Source organism: Paracoccus sp. MC1862 (assembly GCF_016617715.1).
Classification (GTDB): Bacteria; Pseudomonadota; Alphaproteobacteria; order Rhodobacterales; family Rhodobacteraceae; genus Paracoccus.
The window spans coordinates 1716765-1735031 of sequence record NZ_CP067225.1 but is presented as its reverse complement, the minus strand read 5'-3'; the positions used below and the strand labels follow the sequence as shown (position 1 = coordinate 1735031).

At 66.3% G+C, this 18267-nt stretch carries 12 protein-coding genes and 1 pseudogene; 4 read left to right on the top strand and 9 right to left on the bottom strand.

From position 1 onward, the window contains the following. Position 1: 1 nt before the first annotated feature. The 3 genes from JGR78_RS08610 to JGR78_RS08600 are packed head-to-tail and all read right to left on the bottom strand — an operon-like array spanning position 2 to position 3388. Positions 2 to 874, bottom strand: coding sequence for a hypothetical protein (locus JGR78_RS08610; protein WP_182791821.1), 873 nt, complete (start codon positions 872 to 874; stop codon positions 2 to 4). Next, positions 867 to 1859: a hypothetical protein gene (locus JGR78_RS08605; RefSeq protein WP_182804204.1), complete on the bottom strand. Its 993-nt coding sequence runs from the start codon at positions 1857 to 1859 to the stop codon at positions 867 to 869. Before JGR78_RS08605 ends, JGR78_RS08610 begins: the two co-directional genes overlap by 8 nt. Then, positions 1856 to 3388: a polysaccharide biosynthesis/export family protein gene (locus tag JGR78_RS08600; RefSeq protein ID WP_182804206.1), complete on the bottom strand. Its 1533-nt coding sequence runs from the start codon at positions 3386 to 3388 to the stop codon at positions 1856 to 1858. The genes JGR78_RS08605 and JGR78_RS08600 overlap by 4 nt, the downstream gene beginning before the upstream one ends. Positions 3389 to 3878: 490 nt before the next feature. Between JGR78_RS08600 and JGR78_RS08595 the strand changes: the two genes are divergently transcribed. Continuing rightward, entirely contained in the window at positions 3879 to 5867 is a 1989-nt protein-coding gene (locus tag JGR78_RS08595; RefSeq protein ID WP_182791824.1) for a hypothetical protein, read from the top strand. A 1-nt stretch (position 5868) separates the two neighbouring features. Next, the gene (locus JGR78_RS08590) at positions 5869 to 7191 is read left to right on the top strand and encodes a hypothetical protein (RefSeq protein WP_182791825.1); all 1323 of its coding nucleotides are present in this window, start codon (positions 5869 to 5871) and stop codon (positions 7189 to 7191) included. Here the strand turns inward: JGR78_RS08590 and JGR78_RS08585 are convergent. The 5 genes from JGR78_RS08585 to JGR78_RS18135 all read right to left on the bottom strand — a co-directional run bounded on the left by JGR78_RS08585 (position 7154) and on the right by JGR78_RS18135 (position 16127). After that, on the bottom strand, positions 7154 to 8143 hold the full coding sequence (locus JGR78_RS08585) for an endo alpha-1,4 polygalactosaminidase (RefSeq protein ID WP_182791826.1): 990 nt from the start codon (positions 8141 to 8143) through the stop codon (positions 7154 to 7156). The two genes, JGR78_RS08590 and JGR78_RS08585, sit on opposite strands and share 38 nt — an antisense overlap. A 220-nt stretch (positions 8144 to 8363) precedes the next feature. Further along, on the bottom strand, positions 8364 to 9464 hold the full coding sequence (gene galE / locus JGR78_RS08580; protein ID WP_182804208.1) for a UDP-glucose 4-epimerase GalE: 1101 nt from the start codon (positions 9462 to 9464) through the stop codon (positions 8364 to 8366). A gap of 14 nt (positions 9465 to 9478) precedes the next feature. Next, the gene (gene glmS / locus JGR78_RS08575) at positions 9479 to 11302 is read right to left on the bottom strand and encodes a glutamine--fructose-6-phosphate transaminase (isomerizing) (protein ID WP_182804210.1); all 1824 of its coding nucleotides are present in this window, start codon (positions 11300 to 11302) and stop codon (positions 9479 to 9481) included. Between the two features lies 1 nt (position 11303). Further along, entirely contained in the window at positions 11304 to 11768 is a 465-nt protein-coding gene (locus JGR78_RS08570) for a hypothetical protein (protein ID WP_182791829.1), read from the bottom strand. Between the two features lie 36 nt (positions 11769 to 11804). After that, positions 11805 to 16127 carry a M10 family metallopeptidase C-terminal domain-containing protein gene (locus JGR78_RS18135; RefSeq protein ID WP_234450686.1) on the bottom strand — a complete coding sequence of 1441 codons (4323 nt, stop codon included), beginning with the start codon at positions 16125 to 16127 and terminating at the stop codon, positions 11805 to 11807. A gap of 312 nt (positions 16128 to 16439) precedes the next feature. On the opposite strand from JGR78_RS18135, the pseudogene JGR78_RS08555 reads away from it, so the two are divergent. After that, positions 16440 to 17299 (top strand): annotated as a pseudogene (locus JGR78_RS08555) (transposase); the annotation flags it as partial. A gap of 80 nt (positions 17300 to 17379) precedes the next feature. On the opposite strand, the gene JGR78_RS08550 reads toward JGR78_RS08555, so the two are convergent. Next, positions 17380 to 17619: a hypothetical protein gene (locus JGR78_RS08550; RefSeq protein WP_234450685.1), complete on the bottom strand. Its 240-nt coding sequence runs from the start codon at positions 17617 to 17619 to the stop codon at positions 17380 to 17382. A gap of 80 nt (positions 17620 to 17699) precedes the next feature. Here JGR78_RS08550 and JGR78_RS08545 point away from each other — a divergent pair, with 80 nt between their 5' ends. Further along, on the top strand, positions 17700 to 18080 hold the full coding sequence (locus JGR78_RS08545) for an integrase core domain-containing protein (protein WP_182804215.1): 381 nt from the start codon (positions 17700 to 17702) through the stop codon (positions 18078 to 18080). The last annotated feature ends 187 nt before the right edge of the window (positions 18081 to 18267 follow it).

Sequence of the window (18267 nt, the reverse complement as noted above, 5' to 3'; positions counted from 1 at the left end):
GTCATCCCAGCCCTCCGCAGGCATGTCGCTTGAGGCGCGGCAAGGGCCGCAGGGCGGGCCAGGGCGCCGGGGCCTCGGGTCCCTGCGCCGCAGGCAGGGCAAGGCTGCGGGAGGAAACCGCGAGCCGCGCCGAGACATCCTTGAGGGCGCGCACGGTTTCCGGGTCGACGAAGCCGGATTCCGCGACGGTCAGGCACTCGGCGGCAAGTCCGGGGCCGCATGGCGGATCGGCGGACCGGCCTGACCCGAGCAATTCCTTGGCGCGCGTCTCGTAGGTGCGGCGCAGCTTCGCATAGACCGCGGCCGCCTGGACCCGGATCGCAGGGGTCGCGGATGCAAGCGCGGCCGACAGGGCAGGACGCATGTCGGGATGATAGGCGCGGGACATCGCCGCGATGGCCTCCTGCTGCTGGGGGAAGCTGCCCGCCGTAAAGGTCTTCAGCAAGCTGCACAGCGGCGATCGGGGAAGCGGGTGCCGCCGGCCCTGCACGATCCTGTCGAAGATGTCGTCGGCGCTGACCGGGCCTGCCGTCCGAGAGGCGGTCGCCGGGGCCGGTCCGGCCTCTTTTCTGCGCGAAGCCGGCGCGGCGGGCGCGGCGATCATGAGGGCCGGCCCGCCCAGGGGACCGAAGAGGATGAGAAGGATGACCCGGACGAGGATGGGTTGCGAGAAGCGGCGCCTCGCCAGCATGGCAAGCGCCCCGAGGCCGATCGCGAGGCCGGTGTGAAGGGCGATCACTTCCAGCATGGCATGGCGCCCCTGAAGCCATCCTTGCAGCAGCACGATGTCCATCAGGCAGGCGATGCCGGCAAACAGGCCGAGGCCGAACTGCGGCCGCGCGGCTGGAACAGGGACGGACAGGGCATCAGGCATGCAACCGGCCTGCCGTGGCTGGGGCGGTGGCACGAGGCGAGGGGACCGGGACGTGCGACGCTTCGACAGCACGCGCCAGATGGACGAGCGTAGAGTTCAGCGCGGAAAGTTCATCCGGGGAATCGACGAAACCCACGATCGCACCGACCGGTTCGCTCGCACCGGCCATGATGATCGGAACGGCGAGAGCGTGCCGGTCGTCAGGCGTCAGGACCTGCGCCGGAAGGGAGGGATCTGCCCCTCTGATCGCAGCGGCCAACTCTCTGGCCGCGACGGGCACAGACGCCTCCAACCCCGGGACGGTGGCTGCTGTCAGGACGATGTCCCCCGCGGCGGAACGCTCGAGCAGAGCAATGTCCGCATCGCTGCAGGCGCGGGCCGCGGCGATGAAGGCGTCATTGCGGTCCGCGGCAGGGTCGGACAGGTGCAGGAGCGCATCAAGAGCCGGGCCCGGAGAGGCCGGGGCCGCGCCGTCGGGCCGTGTCGCCGCGGCAAGCTCTGCCCGGGCAAGTGCGGCATCGAGCCTGTAGATTTCCTTAGCCAGCGCGTCGTTCATCTCGATCAGGCGCGCATTGCCGCGCCGCACGCGCTGGTCGCGGCGGATCTGTCCCTGGCGATACAGGCCGATGATGACCGCGACGATCAGCCATTGCGTTGGCGTCGCTGCCATGTCCGCGTAATAGGCGGTGATGTCCACGCCGACCGGCCGGGGGGGCCAGCCCATCATGAGGGTCGCAAGGCCCACGGTGGCTACGCCCACGAACAGGCCGTGCTGGACGGCGGCAAGCAGCACGACGATCCAGAACGGATGATAGGTCAGGGTCGAGAAGTAGTCCTCTCCGAAGAACAGGGGTTCTGCGGCCCTGATGATCAGCAGCAGGACGGCGCTGCCGAGAAAGCCCCGCAGGAAGGCGGCGCTTTCGGTCTGGGAGGTGCCGGGTTCGAAGCCCGCGTCGCGGGCCGGCGCTTCTGATGGAGAGGTCATTGTGACTGCGCGCTCCGCACGGGAAGGGGAAGATTCCGGACATCGAGCCGCGCCGATTTCTTCGTCCCCTCCATCATCGGTGAAACGGTGACGAGATCGCCGGGCCGCACAAGCGTGGCAGGAGAGGCCGCGATGGTCCGGGTGCTTTCCGGGCCGTCCTGCCGTTCGATCGTGACCTCGAGCCGGGCGCCGCCGTCGCGAAGGACATCAAGCTCGGCCTCGAGCGTCTGGTATTCGCTTTCCAGCGCGTCGGATCGCGCGGTGAGGTTGCGAAGCTCGGACGCCAGCGCGTTCTGGCGCTGGGCATCCGCAAGGGCCGCGCCGTTCACGGCAAGATGGCGTTCGGTCTGCAGCCGCAGAAGCGCTTCCTGCTTTTCCAGCAGGACCTGCTCGGCCTGCATGGCCTTGATCGTGGTGCTGTCCAGGTGGGCCTCGGTGATCGTGCGGCTCTTGAGGAACTCGGCCTGCTGCTGGCGGCGATGATCGAAATAGTCGAAATGGGTCTGCGCGATCTCGAGCTGGCGCTCCGCCGCTTCGATACGGGCGTCGAGGTCCCGGAGATGCTCGGCGGTGTGCACCTGGCGCATGAGCTGGGTGATCGTCTCGGCCGCAAGCGCGGCGCGTTCGCTGTCCACGCGATCCGCGCCCAGCAGGACCGTCGTCGCGGTCAGCGCGTTTTCGGGGAAAAGCTCCTTGCCGGCCATGGCGGCTTCAAGGCGCATCCGTTCCAGTTCCAGACCAGCGCGGGCCCTTTCCAGCTCGCGGCGGCGCGAGTCGAGCGCGACCATGCGGACGGTGCTTGCGGGATCATGTGCCTGGGTCGCTCCGGCCTGGGCAAGCACGCGTTCCACGGTCAGGCCGGGGCTGTGGGCATGCGCTCCGGGCGAACGCACCGCCCCCCGGACCAGGATCGGAGGGCGGGCGGCATGGGCTGCGCTGACCGTGCTGGCCGTGCGGAACAGCTCGAAGACCCGCTTTGCCACGATTGCCTCGATGCAGGGAAGCGAGCGCCCGAGAACATCGACGCGGCCGATGGCGGGCAGCGAGATCGCGCCGGTGCCGGTGACGTCGTAGCTGCCCGAAAGGTCCAGCCGCTCGAAGACGATGTCGGTTGTCAATGCCTCAGCACCTTGCGTTCCCGCGACTCCGGCGAGGACCGAGGCCTCGAAGATGCGCAGTTGCAGCCTGTCCCCGATCACGGCGGCGTCGATGTCGGGGCTCGTGGCAGCGCATTGCGCCGACACGACCGGCTCTGCCGCGGCAAGGCGCACAGGCTCGATCCTAGCTGCAGGAGCCTGGGGTTCATCCGCCGCAGGCTGAAGAACGGGGGGCAGGGCATCCTGCGCCGGGCCCGTCAGGACCGCCATTGCCGGACCGAGGCGGGCATTGGACTTGTGGTAGATTTCCACGATCCGCGTGACCACTGCAGCGCCGCCCCCGTCCGTGACGATGGGCCAGACCCAGAGGCCGGCAAGACCCGCCCCGACAACTGCCGCGCTGAGAAGAAATTCCCGAAATCCGCCCCGCATTAAAAATCTCCCGTGTAATCTTCCTGCAGCGATCGGCGCGCCAAATCCCTTTGATGCCATCCAAAGTTACGGTAAGTGCTGAATCCTCTCAACGGATTATACTGCGTGCAGGAGAGAAAATCGGGAGAGCGGATTTCACCAAATGGCGTATGGCGGATTCAGGATGTATTTGCGGGCAGGCGGGACGCAGAGGCGGGCATTCTTTTTGATTTATGACGCTATTTTCGCAGCTTGTGGAAAGCTCCTCGCAGCGATCCGCCTTGGGTTCGTCGCGATGCTATCCTTATGGATTACCTCCTTTGATACATGGGCCTGCGATTCCATTCCCAGAACAACGCTTGCACTCTATGACGGTGCGCGCGAGCGGACGCCGCGTGATACCCGGATTCACAGGTTCGCCGAGATCGTCCTGAATCACCTCGGGCAGCGGGTTGTCTATCATGACGTCTCGACGGGCCTCGCACCCGAGATAGAGGCCGGCTCTGTCAGGATGGTGCTGTCCTGGTTCGACGAGACTCCCGCAGGGACAGGCGCTGTATGGGAGTGGTTCAAGGCAGGAAACGATTTCTGTGGCGAGGCGCCGAAGATCGTCGCATTCGGCGAGATCGGGCTTGATGAGGGCACAAGGCCGGAAACGGCCATTCTTGTCAGGAAAGCCATGGGAATCGAGGAGGACGGATCAACCCAAGCGATAGGCGCCGCTGCAACGGTCGTCGAAATGAACGGGATGCTGGGTTTCGAGGTGGATTTCCTGCTCAAGCCCGGGGATTACGCGGGCATTCATGTGAGCCCCGAAGGTCAATCGCTGCTGAGAATAGCGAATGAGGGCGTGGAAGTCGACCTGGGGTCCCTTGGCCCGGCCGGAGGCTATCTGCATGGAAGCGCCGTGGTCGACGGGGACGGGCGGGGCGGGACCTTCTGGATCGTCGATCCCTTCGCCTTCTTCGATCATGTGCTCGGGACAGCGCCGTGGCCGATACCCGACCCGACGACGCTTGGGGGAAAAAGGATCTTCTTTTCGACGATCACCGAGGAAGGCTGGCTTGACGTGATGCCCGCAAGGGACTTCGGCGAGCCCGAGCAGCTTGCCTCGGAGGTTCTTGTCGAGAAGCTGATCGAGCCCTTCGCGGATCTGCCGATCACCGTGGCGGCGCTGACCGGCGACCTCGAGGAAAGCCTGGGCGGAAAGGCGGCCCTGCGGGGGCGGCAGGCGGCGGTGCGTGCCTTGTCCCGTCCCAATGTGGAAAGCGGAACCCAAGGGTACAGCTACGTCACGGACTGGGATTTCTTCGTGAGCTACGACCAGAGCCGCGAGGCGGAGATCCTGCAGCAGGCGGAGGACCCGGACCAGCAGAACGCCCTGGTGGTCTCGGCTGTGCAGACGCTTGGTGATGCCTTCGCCAATCCCGGTGCCTCGACCTTCTCGAAGGCACCGAACGCGCCGCGGAAATACGCCTCCGAGCCGTTCAACCTGGACACGGAAGTCGGGAGCGCCCTGGAGGAGGTCCAGGATCTCGCCGGAAGGGAAGGCCCCGCGGGCGCTTTCGTATGGAGCGGGGACGCGCGCCCCTTCGAGGCCGCGCTCGTGGCCGTGGAGGACGCCGGGGTCGAGAGCATCGGTGGCGGCGGCGGAACCTATTACGCGGGAAACCTGTCCCTTACCGGCCTCTGGCCCTTTTCCGCCCCGGTCGGAGAGCACCTGCAGGTCTATGATGCGCTGAGCGGCGATGCGGCATATACCGGCTTCTGGACCACGCCGATCCACGGTTTCCATGCTTTCGGCGAAACCCTGCAGCGGACGGAAAACCCGCGCCGGCTGAAGCCCTTCGAACTGGCCTTTGCCGCGCGCTCGGCGATGTTCTTCGAAACGCGCCGCGCGGTCGAGCGGTATTTCGAGGACGCGAGGATGGGTGACGTCATCCCGGTGCACGCGGCCCGCTATGCAAGGATGGTCCGGGGGTTCCAGTCGATGCGGGTTCTTCCGGAAGGACAGGACGCATGGCGGATACTGGACCGGGGAAGCCTTCAGACCGTCCGCTTCGACCGGGTGCCCGAGCGGGTGCTGGACCTAGATCGAAGCAGCGGGGTGATGGGGGCGCGGCGCAAGGGCGACAGTCTTTACGTGGCCCTGGACCCGAACACGGAAGCGCCGCTGGTCGTCCTGGCCGGGGGCGGCGATCCGACCGGCATCGCCCGCGGGACAGCGGCGCCGGGTCTTCAGTCCAGCCGGGTCGTGATCGACCTCTGGCAGCGCGAGGGCTGCGCCCTGCATGTCCAGGTGTCGGGGATCATCGGGGGCGAACTCGACCTGGTGGGCGAGCCCGGAGGTGCCTACCGGGTGACAGTGACCGGCGACACACCGGGCCCGGAGGAAACGGTCATCCCCGACGCCGAAGGCAGGATGTCCGTTTATGTGCCGGTCGGCGCTTCGGGGCAGGGGCGGGCCTCCATTCTGGCGGCTTGCGCGGAAAGGGCGTGAGATGCGGAACTATGCAGCGGTATTCCTGACATTGTGCGGCTTCGCGATTGCTGCGCTTGTCATGCTGAGGCCGGACCCCGGCGTCCGGTTCGAGGCCGAACTGTCGCGGCTTGAACCGGAAGATGCCCTGTTCCGGCTGCGGGAGGCAGAAGGGAAGTTCGCCTTTCATGACAACCTGGAATTGCTTTACGGTCGGTTGTCGCTGGCAGACGGGGATCTTCCGTCCGCGCGGCGGTCGTTCCTGCGCGTCCTGTCGGGTGCGCGGCCGTCCGAGGAGGTGCTCGAGGCGCTCGCCGGGATCGAGATCGTGGCCGGGGATCTCGGCCTTGCCGCCGCCTATCTTCAGCAGGCCTATGACCTGTTCCCCACCCCCGAGCGGCGCGAGCGGCTTGGGTTGTGGTACAGGTCCCTGCGGATGGCGGATGCGGAACGCGGGGTTCTTCAGTCGGTCGAGCCCTCCAGACTGACGGCCTGGGAGGCGCGGCGCCTGAGCAAGCTGCTGATGGCCGGGGACCGCGGCGTCTATGAGCAGCTTCTTGTCGAGCTGGCCGGAAAGAGCGGCGAGGAAGGGCTGACATTCAAGAAGCGCCTGCTGGAGCATCTGGCCGAGACGGGGCAGATGGCTGCGGCGGTGCAGCATGCGTCGGCATGGCTGGAATCCGACCCGGATGCGGGCGCAGTGCTGGAAGTCTCGGTCAGGTCCCTCATCGGCAGGGGCGCGCTGGATCCGGCGATCATCGTCGCCCGCAACGGCTTTGCCGCGGCACCGCAGGACAGTCACCTGGTCCTGCCGGTCTTCGCGAAAAGCGGGCATGGGGGCGTTGCCCGCATCCTGCAATCAGAGTGGCTGGCGGGCCGGACGGTTCTGAGTTCCCCCGAGTGGGACACCCTGCTGTTCATGGCCGAGACGAGCGGGGACCTGCGCGCCCTGAGGTCGGTTCTGGCATCGCACCAGGCGGCGCTGGCCGAGCCGGCGGTGATCGGCCGCGCCCTGACGCAATTCCTGCGCTATCGCGGGGCCGGGGCCCTGGTCCCCTATCGGCGCCTTCTGTCGCCCGAGGTCCAGGAGGCCGCGCCGCTTGTCGCGGCAGCCTGGACCGGCTGGACCGGGGATCGCCGGGCCTCCTATGATTTTCTGCTGAAGGCGGCGCAGGCGCCGCTTTCGGAATGGGACCAGTCCATCTGGATGTTCATCTCGGACGGGCTGCGCGGCAGCCTGTTTCACCGCGCCCTGCTGGCGGGCGGGGCCTCGAACGCGGACCTGCAGCGCCGACTGCGCGACAGCGTCATTCCAGCGCGGCCAGAGCTTGTGACGAAAGGGTGATCGGCGGGGTGAGCTGGCTGTAGGCGCTGTCCAGGGCGACATAGGGGAAAATGCCGGTCCGGGCAGCTTCCTCCGCCACCGTCTTGCGAAGCTGCTCGGGTTCGACACCGGGGAACTGCGTCGCGATGTCGAGGGCCAGCACGGCGGCGCCCTTGGCCTGAAAGTCCTCCTTCAGCGCCTCCAGCGTATGGGGATGGGTATCGGAGGCGGAGAGGTTCTCGACCATGATCGCGTCGATCGCGTCCAGGTAGCCGGCGAAGGCCGCCTTGCTTTCCGGCGCCGCGCTGGCGCCCGCGGCATCGCGTCCGATGAAGACGCCGTTGTTGACGATGACCAGGGCGTCGCAGTCCCACTGGCGGGCGCGTGCCGCCAGGGCTTCGACCAGATGCATCATCCCCATGGCGAAGCCTTGCGCGTCGGAGGGCCTTGCAGGCTGTTCGCCGTCCGGCCAGCGCAGCGTCTCGTCCATGGCGTGGCTGTAGTAATGCAGCACGTCATCGAGAAAGAGACCGTCGGCCCCCGTTCCCATCAGCCGGTCGACCCTTGCCAGAAGGATGTCCTTCCACTCCTGCGTCCAGTAGGCCGCGAGATGGTCGCCATGGGCGGTGTGCGGGCCGTGCCAGGGGGGAAGCGGCTGCGGGTCGCCACCCTCGGCCGGAACCGCAAGGTCGATCCAGTAGTCCCGGTAGGTCTCGATCTCGCTGACGTTCAGGTATCCTAGGACGGGGCGTTCCCCGTCCCGGCGGATCGTGGCGATTTCCTCGGGGGTGAAGGGCAGTTCACGGCCGGTGTCGCTGTAGGGCGCCCCGATCTTCGTGATCTCGATGATGAGAAGCCCGTGGGGCTGCGCCGCCAGCTTTTCGGCCGAATAGGTGTCGCCCCAATATTGCACGCCGAAACCCTGCCGAAGCGCAGAGGTGAGAGAAACGGCGCGGGAACGCGGCGAGGCCATGGTGCAATCCTGAACCGGCGGTTCTGTCGACAGGGAGGCGCCTTGCGCCCAGATGGCATGGGGCAGGGCGACAAGACCCAGAAGGCCGGAAAGGATGGTGGAGCGGAGGGCGGAGATGATGTGCAATTGCGATACTGTGACAAGGACGCGCCAATCCCCGGCGCAGGGCAGAGAAGCAAGCTAGCTTGGATGAAAACGGCTTCTCAAGAACTATTTATGTTCAATGCCGCAATCTCGGGCCGAATCTTCCGGCCGACCTTTCGAGATGGCGCTGCGGCGCATGGGCGGCGACCGGGTTCTCGCCTTCGGCAGCCGCCAGCCCTTTCTGGAAGGCCCAGTGATCCGCGCACATCGCCCTGAGGTCGTGGGTCGCGTGCCAGCCAAGCAGACGGTGGGCGAGCGTGGGGTCCGCGAGCGAGGCGGCCGCGTCGCCGGGGCGACGTGCTACGATCTCGCGGGGAATGCGATGGCCGCAGGCGTCCGAGAAGGCGTCGAGGATCTGCAGGACGCTGTAGCCCGTGCCGGTCCCGAGATTGATCCGCAGATGCCGTTCCTTCGAGTTTCCGAAGAGATGGTTGATCGCCGCGACATGCCCGCGGGCCAGATCGAGGACGTGGATGTAGTCTCTTGTCCCCGTGCCGTCGATCGTGTCGTAGTCGGACCCGAAGACCTGCACCGCCTTGCGAAGACCCGCCGCCGTCTGCGCCACATAGGGGAAAAGGTTGTTGGGCGTGCCGCGCGGGTTTTCTCCGATCAGTCCGCTGGGATGGGCGCCGACGGGATTGAAGTAGCGCAGCGAGATCGCCTGGAAATCGGGCTCGGCGACGGTCAGGTCGTCAATGATCTCCTCGATCATCAGTTTGGTGCGGCCGTAAGGGTTGGTGACGCCCGTCGGCGCGGTTTCGGGGATCGGCAGCGTCTTGGGAAAGCCGTAGACGGTTGCGGAAGACGAGAAGACGAGCTTCTGCACACCGGCCGCACACATCGCCTGCAGCAACGAGACTGCGCCGAGCAGGTTGTCATGGAAATAAAGAAGGGGATCGGCCACGGATTCGCCCACGGCCTTCTTGCCGGCCAGGTGGATCACCGCATCGACGCGATGCAGACGCAGAACCTCCACGACCAGGTCCGGGTCGCGGACATCGCCCTCGACCAGTTCGACCTCGCCCCTGGCGATCCGTGAGATGCGCTCGACGGTGCCCCGGTCCGAGTTCTCGAAATTGTCCAGAATGACGACGCGGTGCCCTGCCTCAAGCAGTTCAACCACGACATGAGAGCCGATATATCCGGCGCCGCCAGTCGCAAGAATGCATTTCTTCATGATGATGTCCGCTTCTATTCGACCGTTACGGCTTTCGCGAGATTGCGGGGCTGATCTACGTCCGTGCCCTTGGCGAGCGCGGTGTGATAGGCGATGAACTGCACCGCGACCGCATAGACGAAGGGCGCGATCAGGGGATCGACGCTGGGCATCGTCACCACGCGCCAGGCCTCTCCCTGCAGGTCGGCGCAGGCGGCCTCGTCGCCCAGGACCGCCACGCGCCCCTTGCGGGCGATCACCTCGCGCAGATTCGACGACAGCTTCTCGAACAGCCCGTCATGCGGCGCGAGCGCGATGATGGGGGTCGTCTCGTCGACCAGCGCGATGGGGCCATGCTTGATCTCTCCGGCCGCATAGCCCTCGACATGCATGTAGGTGATTTCCTTGAGCTTCAGGGCCCCTTCCAGCGCCAGCGGATACATCAGCCCCCGCCCCAGGAAGAGCGCATCGCTCGCCTGCGACAATTCGGCTGCCAGGGCCTCGAACTCGGGTTCCAGGGCGATGCATTCCCCCATGATGCGCGGCACGGTCGAAAGCGTCTCGACATGGGCGCGCTCGGCCTCGGCATCCATGGTGCCGCGCTTGCGGGCGATCATCGCGACCAAGGCGACAAGGCAGAAAGCCATGGCGGTAAAGGCCTTGGTCGAGGCGACGCCGATCTCGGGCCCGGCATGGATCGGCAGCACGATGTCCGCCTCGCGCGCGATGGTCGAGGTGGTGACGTTGACAAGCCCGAGCGTGGTCTGGCCCGCGGCCTTGGCATAGCGCAGCGCCGCGAGCGTGTCCGCGGTCTCGCCGGACTGGCTGACGACCATGGTGATGCCCCCCTTGGGAAGCGGCGGCTCGCGATAGCGGAACTCGGAGGCGATCTCGATCTCGACGGGGATGCGGGCGATCTTCTCCATCCAGACCTTGCCGAGATGGGCCGCGTAATAGGCGGTGCCGCAGGCGACGATGGTCAGGCGCGGGACCACGGCCCAGTCGATCGCCTCGGCCGCGCATTCCACCCGGTCCCGGCCGGGGGAAATCCAGGTGCCCAGTGCCCGGGCGATGACCGAGGGCTGCTCGTGGATCTCCTTGGCCATGAAATGGCGATGCTGGCCCTTGTCGGCGATGATGGTGTCAAGGGCGACGACATGGACCTTGCGCTCGACCGGCATCCCGGCGGCATCATGGATGCGGACCGCGCCGCGGGTGACGATGGCCCAGTCGCCTTCCTCGAGATAGGCGATGCGGTTGGTCATGGGGGCAAGCGCGATGGCGTCCGATCCGACGAAGCTCTCGCCCTCGCCGAAGCCGATCACCAGCGGAGAGCCGCGGCGGGCGCAGACCAGAAGATCGTCCTTGCCCTCGAACAGGAAGCACAGCGCGTAGGCGCCCCGCAGGCGCGACACGGTGGCCGCGGCGGCATCTTCGTAGCCCAGGCCCCGCGCGATCATTGAGGCGCAGAGCACGGCGATGACCTCTGTATCCGTCTGGGATTCAAAGCCGTAGCCTTGGGCGGCAAGCTCGGCCTTCAGTTCAACGTAGTTCTCGATGATGCCGTTATGGACGACGGCGACCGGGCCCGAGCGATGGGGATGGGCATTGGCCTCGCTGGGCCGGCCGTGGGTCGCCCAGCGGGTATGACCGATGCCGGTGCTGCCCCCCAGCGGGCTTTCCTCCAGCAGGCGGGCGAGGGCGCTCAGCTTCCCCTCGGCCCGGCGCCGGTTCAGAAGGCCCGCCTCGACCGAGGCGATGCCGGCGGAATCATAGCCGCGATATTCAAGGCGGCTCAGCGAATCCATCAGGATCGGGGCTGCGGGCCGATTGGCCAGGACCCCTACAATTCCACACATCTCAAAGGTCTCCTCGGGAAATCGGCATCAGGATCGGCAGCCGGTCGGCGGCGGTGCTTTCGGCGCCGGGCATGGCATCGCGGCGCATGACGTCGCTGACCTCGTCGACGGCCCGGTGGATCATGTCCTCGCCCTCGGCCATGACGCGGACCAGCGGCTCGGTGTCCGAGGGCCGCACGACAAGACGACCGCTTCTGCCCGGACGGGTAGTCATCTGCCGGATGACGCGGAGGGTCGCGGGCCTTTCCATGGGCGCCCGGCCCCGCTTGACGGACACGTTGCGCTTCGCCTGCGGCAGGGGCTCGAAGCGGTTCAGGATCTCGGAGGCGGATCGCTCGGCCTTGCGGATGGCTGACAGCGCGGTGGCGGCCGGCTGTCTCGTCAGGGTGCAACATGATCCCGGGCGGGATGGGCCAAATATTCGCGCGTCCCTGATGCCGTCGGTTCCAGAAAATCTGTCGGGCATATGGGTTTTCCTTTCAATCCTGCGACTGCACTGCGGTCAGGCAATCGCGAAGGGGCTTACCGAAATGTCGGAGACTGAGAGTTCGCTGAAATCGAGACCGGCAAGCAAAAGGCGGTCAGAGCTTCCGACCGCCAGCGCAAGCCCTTCTGCGACGGCCTGGAAGGCGGCATGGGCGACCGAGGCGGTTGCGAAGCCAAGGCCCTGCAGGTCGAGCCTGTCGAGGCCGCTCTGGAAGTCGAGGATGACATCCGAGGCGGACCCGGCGGTGAAGACGAAGCGGTCCGCGCCGGCGCCGCCATGAAGCACGTCGTTGCCGGCGCCTCCGTTCAGGATGTCGGCCGCGCTGCCGCCCAGAAGGACATCCTTGCCCGCCGCGCCGATCAGCCGGCTTCCCGCGGCAAGGAAATCGATCGAGGCGCTATGCTGGCCGACAGCGTCGAAGCCGAGCGAGACGGCGCCCGCGGAGGGCAGGCTCGCACCATCCGCGCCTTTGATATGGATGGGCCTTGCCCCCTGCGACGCCAGTTCGACCAGGACATTGCCCCGACCGATGAAGGTGAAGTCCAGATCGGTCCCGTTGCCGGAAACCGAGATCAGGTCGCCCCGCATCGGCAGGGCCGCGACATGGGTGACATCCGCCGCCTGCGGTCCCAGGGTGATCTGGAAGGTGCCGCCCTGCTTCGGCAGGAAGACGGAATCATCGTCCCAGGCATACCAGTTCGCGACCGAGGCGATCTTGCCCTCTTTCCCGACATCCAGCGCGAAGTTGCCCGCGTCGGTAGATTCAACCTTGACCGTCAGGACATCGCCCGCGCGGCTCGTCGTCAGGCGGCTATGCGCGAAGCTGTCGATCCGGTCAGCGAGATCCTGGCCGGTGACGAACTCGGCGCCCCCCGCGGCGGCGCGGGCCAGCAGCGACTCGAACATCTGCAGGGAATAGACCTGCGCGGGATCGCCGATGTTCCAGTTCGTGGGTCCGTAATCGTGCCAGGGGAAGGCCAGGATCGGGGTCGTGGCCCCGCCGACCAGCTTGTCGTATTCGGCCAGCCAGGCCGCCTCGGCCTGCTGCGGCGTCATGCCGTACCAGCCGATCAGCGAGAAATCGAAGGACATGTTGGGGGCGATGTAGACATGCTCGGTCTCGCCCGGCGTCAGGTAGCCGAAGGCCCCGGGATAGCCCGCGCCGACCCCCGAATAGCCGCCGCTGAGATAATCGAAGAACTTGATCATCTCGCGGGTGGCGCCGACCCGTTCCGGCGCCCCCGGCACGGCGGCCCCGGTGATCGGGATGCCCAGTTTCTGCTCGATGATCAGCTTCGAGGTTTCGAACTGGAAACGGTAGGATGAGAACAGCAGATCCTGTTCCGCCTGGGTCAGCGTCCATGGATCGACGGCATTCGCATTCCGCGGATCGACGCGGTTGATCAGCGCGAGGATCTGCGCCGTATCCGCAAGCAGGGCATTGGTGTCATGCGGGTGGGTGTAGGAATGCGACCCGATCTCGCTTTCGAGCGCAAGGATCGCCTGGTAATAGGGTTTCGAGATGGCCCAGTCGGTGGTCTGGTCGGGCGGGTTCGCGCCCACGTTGATATAGTACGATCCGACGAAGCCATATCTGTCGTACCAGTTCTGAATGATCGGAAGCATCTGGTCGTAGATGCCCGGGTCCTGGGCGCTGACGTCCCAGACCTCCTGCGACTGGTCCATGTCGTTGCGCGAGTAAAAGAGCGACGAGCCCCGCGTCATCAGCAACGAGACGTCGGGCGCGTTCTTCTGCACGATCCAGTCGATGGCCTCGCCCAGGATGTTGTTGTTCCCGAGGATCGCATCCGTGGCGAAATGGACGTTGCGTCCGCCCGTCTGGGTCGCAATCACCGCATCGCGCGCGACGGTGCTGCCGCCGGTGCCGACGACCTGGTCGAAGAGAACCTGCCCGGTCCCGGTCGTGTCCTTGAAATACAGGTAAGAGACATTGCCGTAATTCCCGACGACCTCGCCGCTGCCATAGCCGTCGAGGATGGGATTTCCGGCATCGGTCGCCTGCAGGCGGATGCCGTTCGTCTCGCCATAGCCTTCCAGCGTGACGCCCAGAAGCGCGCTCATCCGGGAATAGGCGTTCCCCGCGATCGCCCCGCCGGTCTGGTCGTTGGTCAGGAAGTTCCCGGCCGCAATCAGCCCGACCCCGTACTGCTGCACCGCCGTCGTCAGCGAGGCGGTGATGGCCGCGACCTGGCCTGACTGCGCATGCGAGAAGCCGGGGAAGATGATGGCGTCGTAACCCGCGAGGTTCGCGGGGTCGAGAAGGTCGGCCTCGTTCAGCAGGTCGAAGGGGATGCCGGCCTGCATCGCCTGGTTCTGGGCGGCCATGAACAGCTGCCCGTAAGCCGTCACGTCATAGAAATTGGCGGCCGTGGTGGCGGAATAGACGATCGCGACACGCGCCTCGGGCGCGTTGACGGGATCGGGCGGCGGCGGGGGCGTGCCCACGACCAGGTTCGCGCCGAAATAGTTGCCGGGCAGGAAGACGCTGTCGTTCACGTCCGCAAGGACACGGATCGCCGAAGGGCTTCCGGTCAGGATCGACTGCGGCAGGGCAACCTCGAAGCGCGAGCGGTCCGCGCTGAAGGCCCCTTCAAGCTCGGCGACGAAGGTGCCCCCCGCGGCGCCGTTGTAAAGCCGCGCCTTGCCGTCCGCGCTGATGTTGATGTTGTATTCCGCCCCGCCGGTCTGGCCCCAGATCTGATAGCCCGTGCTGCTGTCGCGGTCGCTGTCGATCCAGATGGTGGTGTTCTGGCCGATCGCCGTCCCGTTCGAGGCGATGGCAAGAACGAAATGCCCTGCCCCCTGCGCGTCCTGGACGACGTCGCCGCGAAGCTGGTAGCCCCCGCCCTCGTGAAGCAGGCTGTCGGGCGCCCAGTCGGAAAGGTTGCCGTCAAGCGTGATCGCGCCGATCTGGACGGGCGGGGTGCCGACGACAAAGTTGGCAGTCGCATAGGCGTTGGGGATGAAGACGTTGTCGTTGACGTCTGCAAAGACCCGTACGGACGAGGCGTTGCCCAGCAGCGCCTGGTCGATGGCGAGTTCCAGAACCGTGCCGTTGCTGCTCAGGACATGGTCGATGTTGGCGACAAAGGTTCCTCCGGCGGCGCCGCTGTAAAGGCGTGCGACGCCGTCCGATCCGATGTTGACGTTGTATTCCGCACCGACCGCCCAGCCCCAGACCTGATAGCCCGTGCTGCCGGAAAGATCCGTGTCGAGCCAGATCGTCGTGTTGGCGCCGATGCTGGTGCCGCCCGTCGCAATGGCGAAGGTATAGGCGCCCTGCTGAAGATCGCCGTAGAAGGCATGGCCCGGCGCACCTGTGGCTGCGGTGTCAAGCCGGGTGCCCGCAAGCCAGTCCGTGAGCAGCCCGTCAAGGGTCTTGCCACCCACGGAAACAGGGACCGGCTCGCCCACGAAGATGTCGGCATTGGCATAGTCGTTGGGCAGGAACACGTTGTCGTTGACGTCGGCAAAGACGCGGATGCGGGAAGGATCGCCCGCAAGAAGATCGCGCGGCGCCGCGAGTTCGAGAACCGTCCTGTCGGAACTCAGCCGATAGATCAGGTCGGCGACATGGGTCTCTCCCGCGTTGCCGGTATAAAGCCGCGCAACCCCATCCGCCCCGATGTTGATGTTGTATTCCGCGCCTCCGGCCCAGCCCCAGATCTGGTGGCCCGTCGTCCGGTCGAGGTCGGCGTCGATCCAGATGGTCGTCCCCGCGCCGATCGCCGTGCCGTCCGAGGTGATCGCAAAGACATAGGTGCCCGCGACCAGGTCGCCGTAGAAGGCATAGCCCGCGGCGCCCTTGCCGGGCGCATCCAGGCGGGTGCCCGCATCCATGTCGAGCATGGGTCCGCCGATGACGAGATCGACATTCGCATAGCTGTTGGGAAGGAAGGCCGTGTCGTTCACGTCGGCAAAGACCCGGACCCGCTCGGAAGCGCCGCCGAGAAGGCTGCGGTCTACACGCATCTCGAGTATCCGGCCGTCGCCGCTGCGCGCGGTCTCGATCCCGGCAACCAGCGTCTGGCTGGGACCGCCGGTGTAAAGTCCCGCGCTGCCGTCGGCGGCCACCTCGATGTGATACTCGGCGCCCCCGGCCCAGCCCCAGATCTGGTGCCCCGTCGAGCGGTCGAGATCGGCATCAAGCCACAGGGTAGTGCTTTCGCCGATCGGAACCGAGTCAGCGCCGATCCCGAAATAAAGGAAGGCTGAATCCGCAAAGCCCCAGAGGCCAAAGCCTGCGGCCCCGGTCGCAGGCGCATCAAGGCGGAATGCGCGCGACCATTCGTTGAGCGAACCGTCGACTGCAGGCATAGGATTTTCCCTTCAGAAGGAAAGGCAACGCGACCTGAAAATCGGCGCCATGTCCTGTTTTTCTGCGAGCAGAAGGGTCGAGGCAATCCGCGAAGAAGAGATTGCCGATCAGGAGAGGGAACTATCGAAAGGGCAATATCAAAAGTTGTAAAGGTTGGCGCGTGGTGCAATGCTTGGTAAAACTGCATTTCTGGCGACTGCGGAAGAATGATGGCCGGTCCGATACGTCAGATGGATAGTATCTGTGACCTGCCCCTTGGAACGTTTCTTGATTTGATGTGGATTTTGCTTCACGCTGACGGATCGGACGCGATGAGGAAAAGCTTCTTCACCGGGGCGCAGGTCATCGGCATGATCGGGGAGCAGGGTCAATGCACTGCGTTGACGGACTGGCGACAGCGGGGGGTTGTCGGCGCCTTGGGCTGAGCCCGGCCCGGTGTCTCACGAACTGAAGGCCAGGCATGGCGGCATGGACGTTTCTGATGCCCGGAGGCTGAAAGCGCTTGAGGAGGAGAACGGCCGACGGAAGCGACGGCTGGCGGACGCGCTGCTCGACAACATTGTGCTGAAAGATCTGCCGGGATCGAAGCCATGGGACGCCACTGGTCCGAGGACCATGGCTGAGGGCTGACGACACCGAACGCGCGGCGGGACGCGGTGCTGCGGGCCATGCGGGATCACGACATCTCGCAGCGCCGGGCCTGCGTTCTGGTCGGTGCCGCGCCACAGGACGGTGCGGCGCGAACGTCCGCCTGACAACCCCAAGATCCGCAAGGTCCTGCATGAGATCGCCGCACTGCGCCGCAGGTTCGGCTCTCGGCGGATCGGTCTGCTGCTGGCGCGCAGGGGCATGCTGATGAACCCCAAGAAGCCGTATCGGCTTTATCGTGAGGAAGGCCTGGCGACGCGGCGGCGTGGCCGCAAGCGCGCCCGGGGCACCCGCACGCCGATGCCGGTGGCGCCCGCGCCCGACCAGCGTTGGTCGCTCGACTTCGTGGCCGACAGGTTCGGCGCCGCCCGCAGGTTCCGCATCCTGGCGGTGATCGATGACTGCTGCCGGGAGAACCTGTGCCTGATCGCCGACACCAGCATCCCGGGCGGCAAGGGTGGCGCGCGAACTGGACGCGCTGGTGCGGATCTGCGCAAAGCCTGCCGGCCTTGTCAGCGACAACGTCCTGTGTCGGGAAGGACTTGCCGCTTGAGGCGTCAGATCACGGGGCATCCGAGCGACCGGATACCCCGAGGGCAGACATCAGCGCGCGGTGATAATTGCCGTCAAGGCGGTGCCTTGACCCTCGGACCCGATCGTGACGGGCAGGCCGAAGCTTCGCAGAGCCTCGATCAGGCGCTGGTGATCGGCCGCGGCGTTCATCACCGTCATCCGTCGCCGACGCGTCTTGCCGGGCGCGGCGATCGGCACCTCATGGCGGTGCTCCGAGATGTCGATGCCGGCCAGAACGCGGGCAGCCGTCGTATCATGGGCCCTGGTCATGGCCGGGTCTCCTCCGGGGTGTGGTTCGCACAACCACCATGGAGACCTGAGCCCCGGCTCTGGCCGCCGGGCGCGCGCGAATGGCTGGCTTCGCGCGCGGCCACAGCCTTCTCCAGCGCGTCCTTCCCGACATGCTGCGGGACCGGGTTCACAAGCCGGGCCATCCTGGAAACGGGCCGGGCAGAACGACGTTGCCTGGCACTGCCTCGATCCCGGCAAGCCGCAGCCTCCGCGACGAACTGCTGAACAAGGAGATCTTCGACAGCCTGGACAACGCCCGGCGCAAGCCCGCCTTCCGGCGCCAAGACTGCAATGCCGTCCGGCCGCACTCGTCCCTGGGCAATCTCACGCCGCGCGAAGCGCGCCGGACGCCTGCACTGCCTGATGGCGCCGCGCCCGGCGCGCCTGCCCGGAAGCAACCCGCAAACCACCAATCTCAAGCCCGCAGACGCTCGTTATGACAAAGGGACCAACAGGGGGCAGGCCACAGGGCCGTCGTTGGATCTGGGATCGCGCTCGACCGGGCAGTCGGGAACGATCCGGCCACTCTCATCGATACCCGTGGCCCAGGGGATCACCTTGGCCGCCTCGATCCCGATACAAATTCGCATGCTCCTGCCTCTCTTCGGCCGCCGTCCCGCACGCTCC